Origin of the sequence: Rhizobium sp. LjRoot258 (assembly GCF_964254185.1) — a bacterium.
Taxonomy (GTDB): domain Bacteria; phylum Pseudomonadota; class Alphaproteobacteria; order Rhizobiales; family Rhizobiaceae; genus Rhizobium.
The window spans coordinates 798,278-817,324 of the sequence record NZ_CAXUST020000003.1; the positions used below are offsets into that span (position 1 = coordinate 798,278).

At 58.3% G+C, this 19,047-nt stretch carries 18 protein-coding genes and 2 pseudogenes; 8 read left to right on the forward strand and 12 right to left on the reverse strand.

The genetic code is table 11. The features are described 5' to 3' along the window. Window positions 1-18: 18 nt before the first annotated feature. Together ACSQ9D_RS32250 and ACSQ9D_RS32255 are read right to left on the reverse strand one after the other, a co-directional pair. The gene (locus ACSQ9D_RS32250; protein ID WP_436285823.1) at window positions 19-921 is read right to left on the reverse strand and encodes an adenylate/guanylate cyclase domain-containing protein; all 903 of its coding nucleotides are present in this window, start codon (window positions 919-921) and stop codon (window positions 19-21) included. A 472-nt stretch (window positions 922-1,393) separates the two neighbouring features. Further along, the gene (locus ACSQ9D_RS32255; RefSeq protein ID WP_436285824.1) at window positions 1,394-2,143 is read right to left on the reverse strand and encodes an SDR family NAD(P)-dependent oxidoreductase; all 750 of its coding nucleotides are present in this window, start codon (window positions 2,141-2,143) and stop codon (window positions 1,394-1,396) included. A gap of 94 nt (window positions 2,144-2,237) precedes the next feature. Between ACSQ9D_RS32255 and ACSQ9D_RS32260 the strand changes: the two genes are divergently transcribed. The 3 genes and pseudogenes from ACSQ9D_RS32260 to ACSQ9D_RS32270 form a co-directional block, all read left to right on the forward strand. Then, window positions 2,238-3,170 (forward strand): LysR family transcriptional regulator, encoded by a 933-nt coding sequence (locus tag ACSQ9D_RS32260; RefSeq protein ID WP_436285825.1) that lies wholly within the window; start codon window positions 2,238-2,240, stop codon window positions 3,168-3,170. A gap of 154 nt (window positions 3,171-3,324) precedes the next feature. Beyond that, on the forward strand, window positions 3,325-4,053 hold the full coding sequence (locus ACSQ9D_RS32265; RefSeq protein WP_368514886.1) for a DUF6088 family protein: 729 nt from the start codon (window positions 3,325-3,327) through the stop codon (window positions 4,051-4,053). An 85-nt stretch (window positions 4,054-4,138) separates the two neighbouring features. Beyond that, window positions 4,139-4,684 (forward strand): annotated as a pseudogene (locus ACSQ9D_RS32270) (nucleotidyl transferase AbiEii/AbiGii toxin family protein); the annotation flags it as partial. Between the two features lie 103 nt (window positions 4,685-4,787). Here ACSQ9D_RS32270 and ACSQ9D_RS32275 read toward each other — a convergent pair. Continuing rightward, window positions 4,788-5,069, reverse strand: a pseudogene (locus tag ACSQ9D_RS32275) (transposase); the annotation flags it as partial. Window positions 5,070-5,368: 299 nt separating this feature from the next. Between ACSQ9D_RS32275 and ACSQ9D_RS32280 the strand changes: the two are divergent. The 3 genes from ACSQ9D_RS32280 (at window position 5,369) to ACSQ9D_RS32290 (ending at window position 6,389) form a co-directional block, all read left to right on the forward strand. Then, window positions 5,369-5,629, forward strand: a complete 261-nt coding sequence (locus ACSQ9D_RS32280; RefSeq protein ID WP_436285826.1) for a CopG family ribbon-helix-helix protein — start codon at window positions 5,369-5,371, stop codon at window positions 5,627-5,629. After that, window positions 5,629-5,913 carry a type II toxin-antitoxin system RelE/ParE family toxin gene (locus ACSQ9D_RS32285; RefSeq protein WP_436285827.1) on the forward strand — a complete coding sequence of 95 codons (285 nt, stop codon included), beginning with the start codon at window positions 5,629-5,631 and terminating at the stop codon, window positions 5,911-5,913. Before ACSQ9D_RS32280 ends, ACSQ9D_RS32285 begins: the two co-directional genes overlap by 1 nt. Window positions 5,914-6,164: 251 nt before the next feature. Next, window positions 6,165-6,389, forward strand: coding sequence for a hypothetical protein (locus ACSQ9D_RS32290; RefSeq protein WP_436285828.1), 225 nt, complete (start codon window positions 6,165-6,167; stop codon window positions 6,387-6,389). A gap of 58 nt (window positions 6,390-6,447) precedes the next feature. Here the strand turns inward: ACSQ9D_RS32290 and ACSQ9D_RS32295 are convergent, their stop codons facing one another. The 8 genes from ACSQ9D_RS32295 to ACSQ9D_RS32330 form a co-directional block, all read right to left on the reverse strand. Then, a complete protein-coding gene (locus ACSQ9D_RS32295) occupies window positions 6,448-7,518 on the reverse strand; it encodes a lipocalin-like domain-containing protein (RefSeq protein WP_436285829.1) in 1,071 nt (356 codons plus the stop codon). Then, window positions 7,508-9,916 (reverse strand): ABC transporter permease, encoded by a 2,409-nt coding sequence (locus ACSQ9D_RS32300; protein ID WP_436285830.1) that lies wholly within the window; start codon window positions 9,914-9,916, stop codon window positions 7,508-7,510. Before ACSQ9D_RS32300 ends, ACSQ9D_RS32295 begins: the two co-directional genes overlap by 11 nt. Beyond that, window positions 9,913-10,572 carry an ABC transporter ATP-binding protein gene (locus tag ACSQ9D_RS32305; RefSeq protein ID WP_037124016.1) on the reverse strand — a complete coding sequence of 220 codons (660 nt, stop codon included), beginning with the start codon at window positions 10,570-10,572 and terminating at the stop codon, window positions 9,913-9,915. Before ACSQ9D_RS32305 ends, ACSQ9D_RS32300 begins: the two co-directional genes overlap by 4 nt. Before the next feature lie 426 nt (window positions 10,573-10,998). Beyond that, window positions 10,999-11,760 carry an SDR family NAD(P)-dependent oxidoreductase gene (locus ACSQ9D_RS32310; RefSeq protein ID WP_436285831.1) on the reverse strand — a complete coding sequence of 254 codons (762 nt, stop codon included), beginning with the start codon at window positions 11,758-11,760 and terminating at the stop codon, window positions 10,999-11,001. A gap of 12 nt (window positions 11,761-11,772) precedes the next feature. Then, a complete protein-coding gene (locus tag ACSQ9D_RS32315) occupies window positions 11,773-12,582 on the reverse strand; it encodes an ABC transporter permease (protein WP_436285832.1) in 810 nt (269 codons plus the stop codon). Next, window positions 12,582-13,448, reverse strand: coding sequence for an ABC transporter permease (locus tag ACSQ9D_RS32320; RefSeq protein ID WP_436285833.1), 867 nt, complete (start codon window positions 13,446-13,448; stop codon window positions 12,582-12,584). The genes ACSQ9D_RS32315 and ACSQ9D_RS32320 overlap by 1 nt, the downstream gene beginning before the upstream one ends. Window positions 13,449-13,528: 80 nt before the next feature. Then, window positions 13,529-14,692: an ABC transporter substrate-binding protein gene (locus tag ACSQ9D_RS32325; RefSeq protein WP_436285834.1), complete on the reverse strand. Its 1,164-nt coding sequence runs from the start codon at window positions 14,690-14,692 to the stop codon at window positions 13,529-13,531. A gap of 23 nt (window positions 14,693-14,715) precedes the next feature. Next, a complete protein-coding gene (locus tag ACSQ9D_RS32330) occupies window positions 14,716-15,816 on the reverse strand; it encodes an ABC transporter ATP-binding protein (protein ID WP_436285835.1) in 1,101 nt (366 codons plus the stop codon). Between the two features lie 193 nt (window positions 15,817-16,009). Between ACSQ9D_RS32330 and ACSQ9D_RS32335 the strand changes: the two genes are divergently transcribed. Beyond that, window positions 16,010-16,825 (forward strand): helix-turn-helix transcriptional regulator, encoded by an 816-nt coding sequence (locus ACSQ9D_RS32335; protein ID WP_436285836.1) that lies wholly within the window; start codon window positions 16,010-16,012, stop codon window positions 16,823-16,825. Between the two features lie 393 nt (window positions 16,826-17,218). Continuing rightward, window positions 17,219-18,463 carry a glycosyl hydrolase family 8 gene (locus ACSQ9D_RS32340; RefSeq protein ID WP_436285837.1) on the forward strand — a complete coding sequence of 415 codons (1,245 nt, stop codon included), beginning with the start codon at window positions 17,219-17,221 and terminating at the stop codon, window positions 18,461-18,463. Between the two features lie 368 nt (window positions 18,464-18,831). Here ACSQ9D_RS32340 and ACSQ9D_RS32345 read toward each other — a convergent pair whose 3' ends face one another. Next, the gene (locus tag ACSQ9D_RS32345) at window positions 18,832-18,978 is read right to left on the reverse strand and encodes a DUF1127 domain-containing protein (RefSeq protein ID WP_003552150.1); all 147 of its coding nucleotides are present in this window, start codon (window positions 18,976-18,978) and stop codon (window positions 18,832-18,834) included. Between the last annotated feature and the right edge of the window lie 69 nt (window positions 18,979-19,047).

Here is a 19,047-nt window from a genome sequence, read left to right on the forward strand (position 1 = left end):
CAAGGAGTACCGTTGGGATCAGTAAGGCATTTGAGAGGCGTTCAACCGCAACGCGTGAACACCGATCGGAACATCGAAGCCAGAGACCCTTTGCGGACCCAGGTAGTCGGTTTGATCAAAGCATGCGGCTGCTTGTACGAAATCTCCCGAGAGCAGGACTGGACGATTTAGTGTTTTGGTGAGCGCCTCGAGTTTGAAGGCCAGATTCACCGCGGATCCGATCACGGTGAAATCGAGACGCTTTTTGGAGCCGATGTTCCCGTACATGACTTCACCGAGGTGGATGCCGGTACCAAAGCGGACCACTTCGGCAGTTCGTCGCAAGCAGGACGCGCTTTGATATCCTTCCTGCACCGCCGCGAGCAGATGCTGGCAGGCATCCGCGCCATCCATTGGAAATGCCGCTAGGAGGCCGTCTCCGATGAATTTCAGGATCTCGCCGCCGTGACGTTCAATCGGCTCCGCGACGACATCGAAGTACCTGTTTAAGATTTCGATCAGTTCGTCACGCGGAAGACTGTCAGACAGACGAGTGAAGTTTCGCAGATCACAGATCAGGATGGCTGCAATGATCGTCTCTCGACTGCCACGCGTTATGGCGCCGTGCAGTATCTCGTCGGAGGCGTGCGCACCCACGTAAGTCTCCAACAGCGTTCGAGCCAGTTGGTCCTTTACCCGTACTTCGGTGACGAGCGAGTACCACGGCATCAGCGTGTCGAGGAGCGCCAATTCCTGATCCGAAAAACCATCGGGACGATCGGTAGCGAAGGTAATAAGGTGGCGGCGACCTTGCGTGTGATCGAGGGGCCAAGCCACGTAGTCGGTATGGCCGTCGTGTTTCAGCTCCTCGTATATGGCAAAAATATGCGGGCCGTTGATCTGGAGCTTCTGTCGAACACGCTTTCCGCTATCGATCGCCACCCGAAATGGGCTGCGCAGAAATACGTCGGTTGCCTCGACGTCATAGGCGATCGTCTGAACGCTGGCATCGGACTGGCCGCGCATCCAGGTCATCCGCGTGCCCAGCCACTGCGGATGGTGGACCCGAAGATGCAGCGTCGCTCTGCTAAGAGGAATCCCACATGCGACGATGCGGGCACAGAGCTCCGCGAAGACCTTTTCCCCCCGCGGCTGGTACCGAACCCCGGCCGCGAGCCAGTCCAGAATCTGCACCCGAAATCTAAGGTCTAGTTCGACACCCATAGTCTCCAGCATTTACGCCGACGCTATTGCAGCGGTAGATATACGAGCGTTCTAGTTGACACGGCACATCATAATCCCACCCGCAACAAGGGACTTTGAAGCCGGTGCTGCCCCTGAGCGACAGGGTTCGCACACCAGCTTCTCGAAGTAGGGCAGAACTCAGGATCGGATCGCGTTCACTGCCTTGCTGTCATACGAGCGCCATCCCACCATCGACGTGGAGCTCGACGCCGTTTACGAAGCTTGCTGCATCAGAGGCGAGAAACAGAGCGGCTTTTGCCAGCTCGTCGGGGCGACCCAAACGGCCGGCTGGTATTGCTTTCGATAGCTGGTCGATCATCTCCGGCCGATTTTCTTCCGACACGCCTAGTTTGCCTAGAATTTCAGTTTCTATGGGCCCCGGACTGAGGACGTTCACGCGGATCTTTCGGGACTTGAACTCGACAGCCCAGTTGCGAGCGAACGCTGCGATCGCCGCCTTCGTACCTGCATACAACGTGTGATTTGGAAGTATCTTCGTCGCCGCGAGCGAACTTGTCAGGATAATGGTACCCCCGATCCGAATAAGCGGCGAGATGGCCTGAACGCCGAAGAATACGCCGCGGGTGTTAATCGCAAAGTGTTGGTCGTACTCGTCCTCCGTGACTTCGTCGGAGGGCAAGAGATTGATCACTCCGGCGTTCGCCATGTAGATATCAAGTGCGCCAAAACGCCGGCGGATGTCTTCTGCAAGGTCGTGATGATGGCTCCTGCTCGCTACGTCGCCGACGACGCCAATGGCTCCATTGCCAATATCCTTGGCTGCCTGATCGACGACATCCTTCCTTCTCCCTGTAATGATGACTTGAGCGCCTTCTTGGGCGAAGAGCATGGCAGTCGCTTTGCCGATGCCACTATTGCCGCCGGTAATGACCGCGATCTTATCTTTGAGACTAGGCATTTTCGTTCTCCATGTTGACAGGGCGAACGTATGCTGCTGCCTGAATGGATTTTAGCCGTGTCGTCGGCACATAACCTTTTCCTCGGAGATTCAGGTGACCCATTTGCTGAATGAGATGTCGGGATTGATCGCGTTCGTGCGCACGGTCGAAGTTGGATCGTTCAGTGCGGCTGCTCGGGATCTGAAAACATCACCCTCCGCCATTTCGAAGAGCGTCGGTCGGTTGGAAAAGCTGATCGGATCCCGTCTTTTTCTCAGGTCGACACGCGCCCTTACACTGACCCCCGACGGGCAGATGCTGTTCGAGCGGATCGGTCCACTGCTGCGAGAACTCGATGCATCGGACGATGGGCTATCAAGTAGCAGTGGACTAACCGGACGATTGCGATTCAGTATGCCCGTCGAAATGTCAGAGCTGTTTCTCGGGGCGATCTTCACCAAGTTTGCCGAGGAATACCCTGACCTAACGCTGGACATCGGGTTGACAGACAGGTTCGTCGACATCATCCGGGACGATTACGATGTCGTCTTCAGGGTCGGGGAGGTCGTGCAACCCGATCTGGTTGTTCGGCATCTCGCGGATCTCGACATGGTTCTGGTTGCAGCTCCGTCGCTTCTGTCGAAATGGGGCGTGCCGAGGACAATCGATGACTTTCAGAGCATGCCCTTTGCGCGGTACTCCGTTGGCAGCCGAACGGCGCACATCGCCTTTGCCGACGGGTCCAAGATCCTCCCAACCGGGCGAATAGACTGCGACAGCGGCATCGCTCTACATTCGGCAGCGCGGCACGGTCTCGGAGTAGCCTTGCTCTTGCGTTGTGTGGTGGCAGACGACTTGGATTCGGGAATATTGATCGATGTGACACCCGCGGGCGCGCTCAAGCCGATGCGCTTCAGTGCTGTTCACGCGCTTGGTCGGACCGTGCCGTCACGTGTCAAGCTGCTTTCCGATTTCGTAGCGCTTGAGGCCCAGAAACTCTCGATTCGTGCTCGGTCACCTGGAGATGCCGCTGCGGCGAGGGATTGACGCTGCGCGACAATCACAGCCCGACCAAGTGGTTACGTGATCCCATCCAGATTAGGCCGACTGGCGACATCTTACTGACCAGAATTTGTACATAAACTTTGGTCACTTGCCACTGACCAAAGTTTATATATAATCTTTGGACATTGGAGAGCCGATGCCCGACCCGACCTCAGACACCCTAGATCGGATCTATTCCAGGATCGCTGCTAGCGCGCCTTCTGGCGTATGGTTCCGTGGTGACTTTCTCGATCTGGCAAGTCCGAACGCGGTAGAAAAGGCACTCCAACGCCTGACAAATCGAGGGGATATACGCCGGCCACACCGAGGTTTGTACGACAAACCGACGGTCAGCAAGCTGACTGGCAAGATGGTCTTCCCACCTCGCGCTTCCTTTGTCGATGCAATCGCCCGCCGCGATAAACTGCGCATTCTCGTGGACGGAATGACTGCGGCCAATGACCTGGGTCTGACAACGGCGGTTCCAGCGCGGTCTACGGTTCACGCCGATACATACCCTCGCACCATCGAGATCGACGCGAGCGCCGGCGATCCGAAGGCCGGCCAACGGGTGATCTATACGCTCGACTTCAAACGAATCTCGGCGAAGGCCGCGTTCTGGGCGGGTAGGCCAGCCATGCGCATCGTTCAGGCGCTGTCCTGGTTGCGTGATGATCGAAGTAGCCTGGAGCCCGCTATCAACGGGATCATCCAAAGGCTGAGAAACAGCCCGCATCGGGAGGCAATCTCCGACGATCTGCGTTCAAACGTCGACGCTCTTCCAGCATGGATGTACTCAACGGTGCAAGAGATAACAAAAGGGCTATCGGCGGATCGCAGCCCGCAAAAGACCGAAGAAGAGGGCTATGCAGGAAACGTTCATTGAAATTCTCCGATCAAGCGCAGACGATCGCCGAGCACTGTTTTCTACCGTTGCGGCGGGTCTTGAGACGCGTGCGGAGAATGTCGAAAAGGGCGGAGCTCGCCCCGACCCGGTACCGGTCGAAGCCCGGACGATCACACCTTACATTGCCTCAGAGCTAAGCTCGGCAGCGGACCTGACGATCAACGGCGTGACAACGGTAAAGCCAGAGCGAACCTTCTGGGAGAAGATCCTTATCCTTCACGCCATGACCGAGATGACCGAGAAGCGGGCGGAAGAGAAAAGCCCGGAAAAGCCAGTTCCCGATCTCAATTGGTATTCGCGTCACTACTATGATGTCCATCAGGTTTGGACCAACAGCGAGTGCGGCGAGGCGGCGGCTTCGATGTCCGAGCTTGCGGAAGCATGCCGCAAGCACAAAGACCTGATGTTCCGCGCTCCCGATCATCGATATGACCGAGTGTTGCCGGGAAGCTATCGGCTCGTGCCGACCGCAGGGATGCGCGACAAGCTTTCGCGTGATTACGATCACATGTCCGCAATGATCTTCGGGGAACTCCCGAAGTTTGAGGACGTCATGGCGAGCATTGCTGATCTTGAGCGCTTCATAAACGTCGTGCCCGAGGCGGAATGACAGGAATTCTCCGCGGTAAATCGGGAGTGGCGTTACGCAGCCGTGTTTCGCATCCGGGTGCGGTTGTGTTATTGGAGAAGCTAATCCAAGTGCATCACGCCGCTCACAGGGTAGGGGATGAGCCGCTTCCACGCAAATGCGCGATGAAGACTTCGGCCGGCGTTTTGTAGCCAAGCATTTTCGCGGTTGATCGTTGAGATGCCGGGCAAGGCGTGTCAGGTCACGCTGAGAGATGGATGCAAGATCCGTATCGCCTGGCATGAAGCGGCGATGCGCTTGTTGGCGTTTTCCACTGCCCTTTCTGCCATGGTACGGTGGGATCACAGAACCAATCGCGTGCGCCGATGCCGTCTTCCAAAGCCCTGAACCCGGCAAACTCCGTCCCGTCGATTGCCGCCTGTCTAATTTTGGCTATGGCCTATCATTAATTAGGCCCTTATGGGGCGGAGGTGCGTTTCAGTCTCGTTCCGTGGGAACGGTATACTGTCGTTTCTACTTTAAGAAGCACGCGTCCGATTTATGCACCTTATAATTGTTAAAATGGCATAAGCTGAATTATGGAACTGATACACTGCGGCGCGCCTCGTCCCGCGAGCCGCGGCCTTAGCCTGCCGCAGTGGGAGCCACTCGCCTTAATCAGAATTAATCGCTACGATTAACTACGATTGAAAAAGGAGCCGTCCGGTGGAAACCAAGGTGCTGACCGCGCACGTGCCGCTGCCGCTTGCGGATAAGGTTGATCAGCTGGCGACCCGGCTTGAACGCTCGCGCGGCTGGATTGTCAAGCAAGCGCTCGTTGCCTGGATCGACCAGGAGGACGAGCGCCGGCGCCTGACGCTGGAGGCGCTGGCCGACGTGGACAGCGGCGAGGTCATCGATCATCAATCGGTCCAGGCCTGGGCCGATAGCCTCGACAGCGACAAGCCGCTATCGCTGCCCCGCTGATGGAGCTGAAGTGGACGAGCAAGGCGGTCTCAGACCTCGGCCGCCTCTACGATTTTCTCGCTCCGGTCAATCGGCAAGCCGCGGCCCGGACCGTGCAGGCGCTGACAACCGCCGCAACACGCCTGCTCGAGCAGCTGCGTCTTGGCGAGCGGCTCGAGGAGTTCGAGCCTCGGGAGGTACGCCGCATTCTGGTTGGCCAATACGAGCTGCGCTATCAAATTCAACAGTCGCAAGCACCTTTGACGAGTAGGCGAGCAAGCGATGCCGTCGGCCCGCTGAAGTAACGAGCCGCAGTTGATCTTCATGCGCTTTGACGTCTACCAGACGGTGCCCTAGCCGGGGTGTGGAGCATAAGCCGACGACGACGCACAATGTATTTTTTGGCATTCGCACGAGTGCTCCCGGGAACGACATAAAGCGACTATAGTTCTCCATGCTGGCAACGTTGCTTCAAAATCGTCTTAGGTACCCTATGTCGCTTCACCTCCGTCCTAACCTGCCGCCATTTATTCGAGACGAGAACGGTCACATCCCCATGACCGACGAGACGGCGAATTGGCTCGTCATCGTGACGCGGGAGGCTCTGGAAGGAGTAGCTTCACCACCAGACGCATCTGAGAAGCGGCTACTCGAATATGTTGACACGTTTGGCCAGGTTGCGACGTACAAGCTGGAGCATGGTCGTGCCGGAAAAGAGGAAACGATCTGGGTGCAAATGGAAGATGTCGCGGAGTGGAGAAGTGCTCGGCCCGGTCTATGATTTGAGCCCGAGCCGGGACGCCGCCGAACCCAAAGCCATGAAGTTCGTCGCGTTCAGTTCAGTACCCCGTCATTTCAAGATAGCCGACACCTGATGTTGTCCCCTTGAAGGCAATTGGTCCCTCCCAATACGGCGTGGAGGTTGTCATCCAGGATTGGTCGTTCAAAGGTTGAGTGATGATATCGACCGACTTCTCAGGAATTCTGATGCGCCATGCAACCGGCATCTGACGCCCGTTCACCGTTGCTCGTCGTACCGGTTCAATTAGAACCGCCGCGCCTAAAAGAGGTGTGGTCCGTCCATCGGCGCTAATCCAGTTAGCTGAGATGTAACCGTCCTGGTCATCCCGGAGCCGAAATGCCATCACTTTGTCGCCGGTATCCAAGTGCAACGAGAACCAGTCCCAACCTGTCTGGTTGGCCGCGAGCGGCTGCGAGGACCACTCCCGGTCGAGCCAAGCCTTCCCGCTGACCTTGATATCTGCCCCATCAATCTTAAGCGCACCCGAAACCTGATAGAAGGGCTGCGAATAATAGTAGCTTGCCTGACCGTTCTCAGATTTCACGGAGAACCCATGATCTCCTTGCAACACCAGCGGACCGGTTGCCGTCATGTTCAGGCTGAAGCTAAAATCCGGTCCGTCAGCGTTCAGCTTGATATTCGCGAGCGCCTCGCGATCCACATTTTGAGCGCCCTTCATCTGCCAAGTGTCGATCCACGCTTGGAATGGCACAGCCACTACGTTTGCCTGTCCGACGCCTCCACGGCCAAGTCGTTCCCCGACGTATTGATGGTTCTCGGTGGTGACCGCCGCGTGACCGATCCAAATTTGTGGGTCGGCGAACCCTGGGCGATCACCCGGAGCCATGGCAGATCGAAAGAGCGTCCACTGCGCTCCATACTGCTTCCCATCCTCGCCAACGAGATTTGCGGTCACATACCACCATTCAATCCGGTAGTCGGGATGAGCTCCGTGATCGGCGGGAAACGATAGGGCAACGCCTTGTTTAGGTACGGCAAAGCCTTCTGCGTCCGACCCAAGTCCAGCAAAGCCCTGCGGATAAGCGCTCCAGGCTGGACAGATCATCGATAGTGCCACCAGAGCGGAAGCCACGCACCTAGCGTTCATCAGCGAAAATCCTGAGCAAGTCGGCCGGGTTGATCAAGGCTAGACGCCTGACTGGCACCAGAACCGAGATGATCGCAGCCAGTAGGGAGATCGCGCCCAACCATAACCAATCGAGCGGGAAGATCATCATCGGCAGCCGCCATCCGAAAGCCTCGACGTTGACGATTGCAAGCAGCACCCATGCGAGTGCCAGACCTACAGGGATCGAGGCGACGAAAGTCGCAAGCCAAAGGGTCAGGGTGCGCAAAACCTCGAACAGCGCGAGATCGCGCCGCCGCATGCCCATGGCCCAGACCGGGGCAAGCTGGGGAAGCCGAATGCCGGAAAGCGTCAGCAGGCTGGAGAACATGGCGAAGCCAGCGACCGCGAGTGTGAGAACATTCAAAGCGCCTGTCACCTTAAACGTCTGCTCGAAGATGGACCTCGACTGTTGTTTGAGGGCAGCCTGATCGATAATCCTCGTCTCAAGCAATCCAAAATCATCAATCAGTTGGCGCTTGAGGTCCTGGGCCTGTGAAGGACGTACGCGGATTCCGTACCGAAGCTTCGAAACGTCGGGATAGTGTTCGGCAAGAGCGTTAAGTCCGACAATGACTTGCCCCTTTGGATTGCCGTAGTCCGAATAGATCCCGACTACTACCGCGTTCCATCCGCCGGGCATGGTAATGGTCTGCCCGGGCCGAGCGGCGCCGCGGCGCCACATCTGTTCATTGATCAAAACGCCCTGTCCGGCCGCAACCTTGTCCCAAGCGTCATTGTCCGCGACGATCAGTGGCCAATGTTCCCTGTAAGTCGGATCATCAGCAGCCCCGAAGATCTGCAGCTCTTCACCAAGAACCTCACCTTCGACACTCCAAATGGGTAAGACCGCAGTCGCATGTTGCGGAAGCCATTCCCGCAGCCGTCTGGCCTCATCTTCATCCTTGGCGGTGACGTAAAGCTCCGCAGCCAAGCGTTGATCCAGCCACCCGTTAAAGGTCAGCCGAAAGCTTGAGACCATTGTTCCGACACCGATATTTGCTGACAACGCCAAAAGAAGCGCCATCAGGGCAAGCGACAGGCCCGGCAGTTGCAGGCGCGTGTCGGCCCAAAACCATCGAGCGACGGCACTGCGTGATGCCCGTTCTGCCCCGAGAAGAGCAATTGTAAGAAGACCCGGCAGCATCAGAGCCGCGCCGAGCAATAAGCAACCGAGTACCGCAAAGCCCATCACAAGCCCCGATCCCACAGCGGCGAGCATTGCCGCCAATCCGAGAAGTATGCTTGCGGTTATAGCCTGGTAAACGAGCCCTATAACGGATGCCCTCGCCCACGCCCTTGGTTGGGCGGCTGCCAAAATTGGCAACCTCCAGACCCTCCACAAACTTTGGGCCGATGATACGGCCGTGCCGCCAAGAGCGATTGCCAGTCCTGCCAGCCACCATTCCGGCCGCAGCGAAAGAGAGCCAGAGATGCTCGCGCCGTATAGACCTCTGAGTGTAGCAGCCACGCCCGGCATTAGCGCTGAAGCGATGAAGTAGCCAATGACGACCCCGATCAATCCGGACAATAACGCCAGTATCGCAAGCTCTATCACGAGCATCAACGTCAAAGCACGCAGAGAGATGCCGAGGGATCGCAGCGTGCGAAATGTCCCGCGTCTCTGCTCGAACGAAAGGCCGGTGGCCGAATAGACGATGAATAGCCCGACAATGAAGGATAAAAATCCAAAAGCCGTCAGGTTGAGATGAAAGCTGTCAGTGAGGCGGGCTACATCGGGATGATCTTGGTTTTCACGGAGGGTAACCTCGGGCGCAATCCTGTCGAGCGGAGCCAATCCCGCCGTTTGATTTGGAGCAACGACCAAACGGCTCAACTTGCCACGTGCGTCCAGCAATCTGTCGGCTACCGCGATATCGGAAAAAGCCGCATCATCGGGTGTCTTCTCCGAAATCTTGAGATCCATATCTGTGGCGCCGCGCAGCTTTGCGGCCGTTCTCGCCGAGACGATGAGCTGGCCCTTCCCCGAGACAAAGCCGAACAAGTCAGAACCACTAGCGATCGGAAAAGCTTGCGCCTCGCTTGGCATGGTAAGCGGGTCGATGCCGATTAGCCGTATCCGCAAGTTTCCAAACCTGTGACTTCCCTCGATTACAGGAGAGACGTTCCATCCTGCCCGGCGCAGCCTTGCGTAGATCTCAACGGGAATGCCGCCGCCGTCCTTGGCCACAATCTGTCGGAGGGCGCCTTGCTCCAAAACAGATGCCGCCCGGGCATAGCTCGCCCTAGCTTCCGCATTGATTGCCTGAACGCCTGACCAAAGCGCGGTCGCAAGAGCAATCCCCAGGATCAAGGTTAGAAACTGGAGAGGTTTCCGTCGCCAGTGCGAGAGGAGTGCTGCGAAAGCGGCAAGCCTCATTCAGCGATCCTTCCACCATGGAGGACGACCTTTCGATCCAACCGATCAGCGAGACGAGACGAGTGCGTTACCAGAAGAAGAGCTGATCCTGCATTTCGTGCGAGCGAAAGCATCAGATCGAGGACCGCATCACCGGTGGCTTCGTCCAGGTTTCCGGTCGGCTCGTCTGCGAGAACCAGTGGTGGCCGCGCCGCCAAGGTTCTGCCGATTGCGACCCGTTGCTGCTGGCCGCCGGATAATTGCTCGGGATAGCGGCCAAGATAATTTTCCAACCCAAGCCCTTCGATCAGGTGTCTTTCCCATGCGGCATCGTATCTGTCGGCAAGTTTGGCATGAAATGAAAGATTTGCGGCAACACTCAGCGAGGGGATGAGATTGAACTGCTGAAACACGAGGCCCACATCCGAGCGGCGATATCTTGCCCTTTCGCTCTCTCCAAACTGTCCTAGTTCCCGCCCGTTCATAAAGATCGACCCTGCGTCGGGCTGGTCTAGCCCACCTGCCAAATGGAGAAGTGTGCTCTTTCCACTGCCCGACTCTCCCGTGAGCGCCACGCTTTCGCCTGCTGCGACATTAAGATGGACACCCTTCAGGATTTCGATTGTGCCCTCGGCGGTCGAATACGACTTTCTGACGCCGGATAGGGATAGGATCATACTGCTCTCTGGTACGGGTGCGAAGATGACATGTCAGCTGACCTAAGAAGGCACGACGGTCACGGCAAGGTCCAAACTCTCAGACCACGAAAATCTGATGTAGACACAGCGAATTTCCGCTATTAGTCACCCTCGCGCCAGCCTCTTTGCGCCGCGAGAGCCAACCAGATCGTGGCGGTTGCTTCCGCCGTGCTCTTGCGAAAAGCTCGCTGAAGGACGCGGAGGTAGAAATGCACCTTCATTGGTGCAGTGGCAGGTAATCGGCGCAACACTGTTCAGCCCGAGGCGCGCATGGCAGTCGGCTCTAACTTATCGCCTAACCCCCGAAGCAGGATCATCGATCGTCACTACGCTGCAATTGCAAAGTGGGCTGTTGACCTTACGCGGCTTCAAAGACGCTCTTTGCGCAAACGAGACTGACGAAATTCAGACGATGGTCTCCCCACCGTCGACGACGAGGATTTGCCCGGTGATGTAGGACGAGCGGTCCGAGACAAGGAAGAGAATGGGCTCGGCGATCTCGGAGACGTTCGCCCAGCGCCCGAGCGGCACTTTGTCGGCGATGTAGGCCTCGATCGCGCCGCGCCCACCCATCTGGGCGATGAACGGTTCGTTGAACGGCGTATCAACCCAGCCCGGGCAGAGCGCGTTGACGCGGACGCCGTATTTGGCGTAGTCGCCGGCCATTTGCCGGGTCATTGCAATGACGGCATGTTTCGTCGTCGTGTAGGCAATCATCTCGCGATCGTAGAGCACGCCTGACGAGGAGGAGGTGTTGAGGATGACACCGCGGCCGGCCTTCTTCATCAGCGGCATGACGAAGCGCGCCGCCATAAAATGCGCCCGAACATTCAGGCTCCACGACCTGTCGAACCCCGCGACCGCTACCTGTTCGAGATCGCCGGCCACCTGGGCGCCGGCGTGATTGTGGAGGATGTCGATGCGGCCGTGACGTTCGGCGACCGAGGCGATGCCGGCTTTGAGTGCTGCGTCGTTGGTGACGTCGAGAACGAGGCTTTCGGCCCTGCCGCCGGCGGCTTGGATCCGACCGACGGTTTCGGCGGCATTGTCGGCACTGAGATCAATCACCACGACGAACGCGCCCTCCCCGGCCATGAGCAGCGCGCCGGCCTGGCCGATGCCCGACCCGGCTCCGGTGACGATCGCGACGCGATTTTCAAGAATCATGGTGTTTCCCGTTCAGTTTGTTGTTTTTTCGCGCATCAGGAAGCGCGCGATGAGGATCAGTCCCAGCGATGCGATGAGCACCATGGTGGCGATGGCGTTGATCTCCGGCGTTACGCCACGGCGGATCGAGGCAAAGACGTAGATCGGCAACGTCGTATTCGATCCCGCAACGAAGAACGCGATGATGAAATCGTCGAAGGAGAAGGTGAAAGCGAGCAGGAAACCCGCCAGGATCGACGGCAGGATTTGCGGCAGCACGATTTGGCGGAAGGTCGTCAGCGGCGTCGCGTAGAGATCACTCGACGCTTCGACGATATCGCGCCCGAGGCTGGCGATACGCGCTTTCACGATCATCGTCACCAGCGCCATGGTGAAAAGTCCGTGGGCGGCGATGATAGAGCCGTAGCCGAGCGACAGCTTCGGCGGTTGCTCGCCAGGCCAGATCGCCGCTAGCAACGGATTGATGAAGCCGAAGACTTCAACGAGAGCGACGAGCGTGGCGATGCCGATCACAACGCCCGGAACGACGATTGCCGCGGCAAACAGGCCATCGAACACGGCCCGCGTCCTAGCGCCGAGCCGCTCCATGCCGAGCGCAGCCATGGTGCCGAAGATGGCCGCGAGTGCAGCGCTGGTCAGCGCAATGATAAGGCTGTTTTGAAGAGCTTCCATGAGGAAGGTGTTGGACAGCGCCTTGCCGTACCATTGCGTGGAAAAGCCTGTGAAATCCGAGGCGTTGCGGCCCGCATTGAACGAGAACAGCACCACCAGCGCAATCGGCGTGTAGAGAAAGAGATAGACTGCCGTAACAAGCCCACGCATCAGACAAGATCCACCTGGCGGGTGCCCGCGACGCGCCACGCAATGCGCATGGCGACGAGAAGCACGATAACGACGACGACAACAAGGGTGACGGCGATCGCGGAGCCGAACGGCCAGTTGCGCGATTGCAGGAAGAGGTCGACCAGCGCGTTGCCGATGAAGAAAACCTTGCCGCCGCCCAGCAACTGCGGGATCAGGTACTCGCCGAGCAGCAGGATGGTGACCAGCGCCACACCCGTCATCACACCCGGCAGCGACAGCGGCAGCGTTATGCCGAAGAAGGTCGAGAGTGGCTTGGCGCCGAGGTCCGCAGAGGCTTCCAGCAATCGGCGGTCCAGCTTCTCCAGGCTGACATAGATCGGCATGATCATCAGCGGCAGATAGCCATAGACGATGCCGAGGAGAACTGCGCCCGGCGTGTTCAGAAGACGCACGTTCTCGATACCGACAAACTCCAGCAGATGCGGGATGCCGCGCGCACCGAGAATATACATCCAGGCATAAGTGCGAACGAGCAAACTGGTCCAGAACGGCACCACGACAAGAGACACCAACAATAGCCGCTGCTGCGGACTCGCCTTCACCGCCAGATAATAGGCGACCGGATAGGCCACCAACAGGCAGACAAAGGCCCCGATCGGCGCAAGCACCAGCGTATTCTTGAAAGCCGCCGCACGGGATCCGAGATTGGTGAATTGGGCAAAGGTAAATGCCGCCTGATAACCGCCTTCCGGCGCCCGCTCGCCAAAGGCGAAGACAACGATGGCGATGAACGGCAGGACCAGGAACACGAACAGCCATGCGCTTGCCGGCGCGACGAGCGCCGCAGTGATCAGTCGCTTTCTGGTGTCCGGTGACACGGCCATTCTGAACGTTCGCTGTTTGGAGTCCACGAGGCGGCTTGCCTCTTCCCGGAGCCGGGGAGAGGCATTGCATGAAGGCAGGGTCACGCCGACTTGAACCGCGCCATCAGCTCGGCTCGACCCGGATCGGTCAGGGTTACGGCGGCGCCGAATTCCAGCGGCGTCAGCGACGCTTCATCCGGATAGACGATCTTGTTCGAGGTGACCTCCTTCGGCAGCAATGAAATGACGCGGCTGTCGGTGGCCGGCGCGCCGTTGGCGATATGCTCCTTCGCCGCGTTCGCAGGATCCATCAGGTAGTTGAGAAGAGCGTAGCCGGCCGCCTTGTTCGGAGCGTCCTTCGGGATCGCGTAGTAGTCGGTCCAGATTTCGCCGCCGTCTGTTCCGAGCACGTAGGCAAGCTCAGGCATGTCGCGGTTGAGCTGCGCACCGTCATTCGTCCAGCACATCGTCATCCACGCGTCCGTGGCGCGCATGGCCGGCTGATAGTCGGAGTTGATGGCGAAGAGATGCGGCTTCACCTTGATCAGCAGCTCTTCGGCCTTCGCCAGTTCCTCCGGCTTGATCGAATTGAAACCGTAGCCCAGCGAAACCAGCGCGCTGCCGATTGTGGTCAGCTGATAATCATGCACCATGGCGCGGCTGTCGGCTTCGGTCTGGGCAATCTCGAAAAAGTCCTTCCAGCTCGAAAGCTTCGTCTTGATCTTCGAAGTATTGACGGAAAAGCCGGTCGTGCCCCAGTTCTTCGGCACGGCATAGGTCTTGCCGTCGATCTGGCCTTCCTTGGTGAAGCGCGGGTTTTCAGTCGACTGGCTGAAATTCGGAATCTTTGAAAGATCCAGCTCTTCGATCAGGCCGAGCTTTTGGTGGGTTGAAATCGTGTAGTTGGTCGGCACGAACAGCGACCAGCCGGAAGCACCCGCCTGCAGCTTTGCCAGCATTTCCTCGTTCGAGCCGAAAACGTTGACTTCGACGGCAACGCCCGTTGCGGCCTTGAAGTTCTCGAAGGTCGCCGGGTCGTGATAGTTCGGCCAGGTCGCAATCGACATCTGCGTACCTAGTTCGCCGGCGGCGTAGGCCGGTGTCGATAGCGCGCCGGGAAAGCGCGACATCACGGCACTCGCAAGACCGAGGCCGGTGACGCCGAGGAAGTGACGGCGGCTGACGGAGCCGCGCTTCAGGCGCATGAACTCGTCCATGAAGCCTTCGGCGGAAATGGGGAGATTATCCTTATAGTCCTTGCTCATGATGCTGTTCCCTTGTTTTGATTTTATGCTGCACTTGATGCTGGAAAGACGTGGGCTGCGAGCGGATCGAAACCGAGGAAAACCGCCTCGCCCGGCTCGACCAGGTCGCTCTCGTTCATGCTGCGCCGGTCGGCCGTGACCAGGAAGTCGCCGAGCCCCGGAACCGTCACCGCATATTCCGCAGAAGAACCGAGGAAGATGCGATGGGTGACCGTGCCTTTGAAGCTGGCAAAGCCGGGCGCCTGCGCCCGTGTCAGGCAGATAGATTCCGGGCGAATCGCGACGATCGTTTCACCGGGCGAAACAACCGCCCGGCTCCCGGCAGCGATAGCGGAGCCGTCCGCAAGACGCAGCGTCGCGCCATCCGCCTCCATCGTCGCCTTCACCCGATTGGTCTTGCCGACGAAATCGGCCACGAACAGGTCGGCCGGGCGGTCATAGACCTCCTGCGGTGAGCCTAGCTGGCGAATGCGCCCTGCGCTCATCACGCAGACGATATCTGCCATCGAGAGCGCTTCCTCCTGATCATGGGTGACCAGAACAAAGGTAATGCCGAGTTCACGCTGCAATGTCTGCAGTTCGATCTGCATGGCCGAGCGCAGCTTCTTGTCGAGCGCGGCTAGCGGCTCGTCGAGCAGTAGGACCGACGGACGATTGACGATCGCGCGCGCCAGCGCCACCCGCTGCTGCTGACCGCCGGACATCTCGTGGATGCGGCGCTTGGCGAAGCCCCCGAGCCGCACCATTTCAAGCGCCTCCGTGACGCGCCGGTCGATTTCCGCCGCCGCAAGCTTGGGCCGCATCTGCTTCAGGCCGTAGGCAACATTCTGCCGGACGTCGAAATGCGGAAACAGCGCGTAGTGCTGGAAGACCATGTTCACCGGCCGCCGGTATGCGGGGACGCCGTTCATCTCGCGCCCGTCGATCAGCACCGTGCCTTCGCTTGGCTGCTCGAAGCCGCCTATCATGCGCAGGCAAGTGGTTTTGCCGCATCCAGAAGGGCCGAGCAACGCCAGAAAGGCGCCCTTCGGCACATTGAGGTTGATGTCCGTTACGGCGGTCACAGCGCCATAGTTCTTTGTGACCGAACGGAATTCGATATCGTTCGTCGAAGCGGATGCCACGTCTGTTCCCTGCGGTTGGTTTGGATTGGGCAGTCTAGTGCTGCCTTTTGCCACCGTCGTTAAGGAAAGACTAAGCTCGCCCTTCCCACACGGTATATACCCCGAGAGAGGTATTTTAGCCATCAATCCTTCGTGGAAGGTATATACACGGGGAGCGCAGATTTCCGCGCAAGGCGATCAGGAGGTCCCGGGAATGAGCACAGACTTGGAGGCGCTGTTTCAGGCTTTCAACGCCACAGTGGGCCGGCTCGCCATGAGCGATGCAGAATTCGGCGAGACCTTTCGACAGGTGATGGCGGCGCTCGTGCGCTTCGACTACGTCGTTGTTTTCGCCTATCGCGGCAAGGAGCGGCCGATCGATCTCTACAGCACCTTCGACCCGAAGGAGCACATCATTTTTGTGACGCTCTATCAGGCCGGACCGTACCTGCTCGACCCGTTCTACCACACTGCCCACGAGCGCCGCGCAGGCGTGTTTCGCATGCGGGAACTTGCACCCGACAGGTTCTTTTCAAGCGAGTACTATCGTACCTATTACGTCCAGACGGGGCTGGCGGAGGAAATCGGCTTCTTTGTCACTGCCGATGACGACATCACTATTGTTCTCTCGCTGATGCGCCGGGAAAAGACCGGCCCCTTCCCGTCTGCAGATTTCGCTCTCTTGAAGAAAGCGGAACCGCTGATCGCAAGCATGGTCCGGCATTACTGGGCAGGGCTTGGATCCCGCTTCGATGCGCAACTGCATTCACGAGGTCGCGGTGGCCGCAGGCGCGACGCTGGTGAAGGGTCCCTGCAGCCCGCCGAAGCCGTGTGGCGCGATCTCAATCTCACCAGCCGCGAGACCGCGATTGTCGACCTTGTCCTACAAGGACACTCTTCCGAGTCGATCGGCCTGAGGCTCAACATCTCGACCGGCACCGTCAAGGTCCATCGCCGCAACGTCTACCGAAAGCTCGGGATATCATCACAGACGCAATTGCTTGCCATATACCTTAGAAATCTTTCCTGAGGCGCGGGGGAACCAGCGCGTTAGCTTCGTGGAGGCGGTGCTGTGATGGGACCAAGCCGTCGCCACGAGACTGTACTTCGACTGATAGACGCCTGCGAAAACCTGCTGTCTCCTCGACACGACCGCAGAACTCGCCTCTGGATCCCTGATGGTCACAGATACGAAGGGCGAGATCGGGCAGAACGCAGGCATTCACTGGTTGCCACCGCCAGGCTTAATGACGTCGCCCCGCAGGCTTGGCTCATACCGCACCTCTAGACACATCGCCAACCGCCAAACATCCAGCATAAAATCGATTAAATTGCACTCGATGAAATAATGGCTGACCGAATAAACGGTAAGTTGGCTCGCATGCACGTCAGCCAAAGAATCCTATGTAAATCAGAGGAATTCATGAGAATTAGACAAGGCCCCTCTGCGCTTATCGCGGCTTTCCTGTCCGCATTCGGGATGTCGGTGAGTGACGCCGACTCCGCTCAGGGTATTCGACCGACTGGCTTTACACAGCAACAATTGGACCACTCTCTGGTCGATTTCTACAAGCAATGGCGATCAGTTTATCTTGTGCAAGGCTGCGGGAGCGGCCGCTACTATGTGGGTGTAACAGCCGATGGCAAGTCGGTCGGGGGCGGAACGGCGAAATCGACGATCACCGTTTCCGAAGCCCATGGCTATGGGATGCTGATTTCGGTTTTGATGGCGGATTTTGATCCGCACGCGCGTGCAGTGTTCGACGGAATGGTCCAATACTTTCACGACCATCCCGCCAAATCGGGTGCCGGCCTCATGGCCTGGAACCAGACCAAGGGCTGTGGCAACGCACGTGACGTCGCCGGCGACACCAGCGCCACCGATGGCGACCTCGATATCGCTTATGCGTTGCTTCTCGCAGATAAAAAATGGGGCAGCGATGGCAGCGTGGACTACCGCAAGGAAGCGCTGAAGGTCATTGCTGCAATCGGCAAGCACGAGATCGACGCCCCCGGTCGATTCGTTCGCATCGGCGATTGGGTCGATGATGGTGACGACGGGCGATACGCCCCCGTCACCCGATCGTCCGACTTCATGGTCTCCCATTTCAAAACTTTTGCCGACGTGACGGGGGATCGGACCTGGTACGGGGCGCGCGATGAAACTTATTCGATCATCAACAGAGTTCGCGGCAAATACAGCCCACAGACCTCACTGATGCCTGATTTCATCGTTGGCCTTCCGTCGAAGCCGCGTCCGGCCGGCGCCAATTTTCTCGAAGGGCCCAATGATGGCGCCTATTCCTGGAATGCAGCACGCTATCCGTGGCGCATCGCTGTCGATTATTTGCTGAATGACGATCAGCGGGCGCTCGCAGCCCTCAAACCACTCAACAGCTGGATCAAGCGCACGACCGATGGCGATCCGGCTAAGATCGCCGATACTTACAAGCTTAACGGCAGTCCAGCCGCCAAAAGCGATCGTGATGCAGTCGTCTTCGTGTCGATGTTCGCCGTATCCGCGTCCATCGAAGCAACGAACCAGAGCTGGTTGGATGCGCTTTGGGCGGATATGACGAGGCGAACCGTCAAAAATGAAGACTATTACGGTAACACGTTGAAGCTGCTTGCGATGATCACCATTGGTGGCCATTGGACGCAGCCTTAACTGTCGCCGCGTGCAAAAACGAAAAAGCCTGCCGCGGGAGGAGGTGCGGCAGGCTTTTCGAAAAGAACCGAACAGCGACTGGGAGGAGGAGTGCCGCCGTTCCTACAGACGCCCTTGGGAGGAGGAGTGGGCCGTCTGAAACTCGAAGCTTTGCGGGAGGAGGTGCATCACTTCGATAGATGTCATCATACACCGACCACGAACCGTTCCAATGCCTTATGCTGCACTGCAGCTATGCAAAAAATACAAGTCGGAAAGACTTACGAATAGAGCAAGAATCCAACCGACCTTAGGCCTGGGAGATCGACGCAAAAACGCCCGCGTCATCGGCGGGCGTCGAGCAGTCTTAAAGGCCAAATGCTGTGCGGTTAGCGCGCGATCGATGCGCGGGCAACGCTACGGATGTCGGCGCGGTCGATACCGAGGTCCTGCAGTTCACGACTGGACATGCGGCCAAGTTCGGTAACGGTCTGACGGAACTTACGCCAGTTGTTGAAAGAGCGTGCTACGTTCATGATAATCCCCTTTCCTGAGGGCTTTCTGACGTCAGCAACCTTGCTTGGCTCTGGCGTCGTTTCGATGAT

Coding starts and splice junctions, on each gene's coding strand:
- ACSQ9D_RS32300 (WP_436285830.1), bottom strand. CDS start 9,916: ATGAGGCTTGCCGCTTTCGCAGCACTCCTCTCGCACTGGCGACGGAAA.
- ACSQ9D_RS32305 (WP_037124016.1), bottom strand. CDS start 10,572: ATGATCCTATCCCTATCCGGCGTCAGAAAGTCGTATTCGACCGCCGAG.
- ACSQ9D_RS32325 (WP_436285834.1), bottom strand. CDS start 14,692: ATGAGCAAGGACTATAAGGATAATCTCCCCATTTCCGCCGAAGGCTTC.
- ACSQ9D_RS32285 (WP_436285827.1), top strand. CDS start 5,629: ATGGAGCTGAAGTGGACGAGCAAGGCGGTCTCAGACCTCGGCCGCCTC.
- ACSQ9D_RS32255 (WP_436285824.1), bottom strand. CDS start 2,143: ATGCCTAGTCTCAAAGATAAGATCGCGGTCATTACCGGCGGCAATAGT.
- ACSQ9D_RS32345 (WP_003552150.1), bottom strand. CDS start 18,978: ATGAACGTAGCACGCTCTTTCAACAACTGGCGTAAGTTCCGTCAGACC.
- ACSQ9D_RS32265 (WP_368514886.1), top strand. CDS start 3,325: ATGCCCGACCCGACCTCAGACACCCTAGATCGGATCTATTCCAGGATC.
- ACSQ9D_RS32335 (WP_436285836.1), top strand. CDS start 16,010: ATGAGCACAGACTTGGAGGCGCTGTTTCAGGCTTTCAACGCCACAGTG.
- ACSQ9D_RS32295 (WP_436285829.1), bottom strand. CDS start 7,518: ATGAACGCTAGGTGCGTGGCTTCCGCTCTGGTGGCACTATCGATGATC.
- ACSQ9D_RS32310 (WP_436285831.1), bottom strand. CDS start 11,760: ATGATTCTTGAAAATCGCGTCGCGATCGTCACCGGAGCCGGGTCGGGC.
- ACSQ9D_RS32320 (WP_436285833.1), bottom strand. CDS start 13,448: ATGGCCGTGTCACCGGACACCAGAAAGCGACTGATCACTGCGGCGCTC.
- ACSQ9D_RS32290 (WP_436285828.1), top strand. CDS start 6,165: ATGACCGACGAGACGGCGAATTGGCTCGTCATCGTGACGCGGGAGGCT.
- ACSQ9D_RS32340 (WP_436285837.1), top strand. CDS start 17,219: ATGAGAATTAGACAAGGCCCCTCTGCGCTTATCGCGGCTTTCCTGTCC.
- ACSQ9D_RS32315 (WP_436285832.1), bottom strand. CDS start 12,582: ATGCGTGGGCTTGTTACGGCAGTCTATCTCTTTCTCTACACGCCGATT.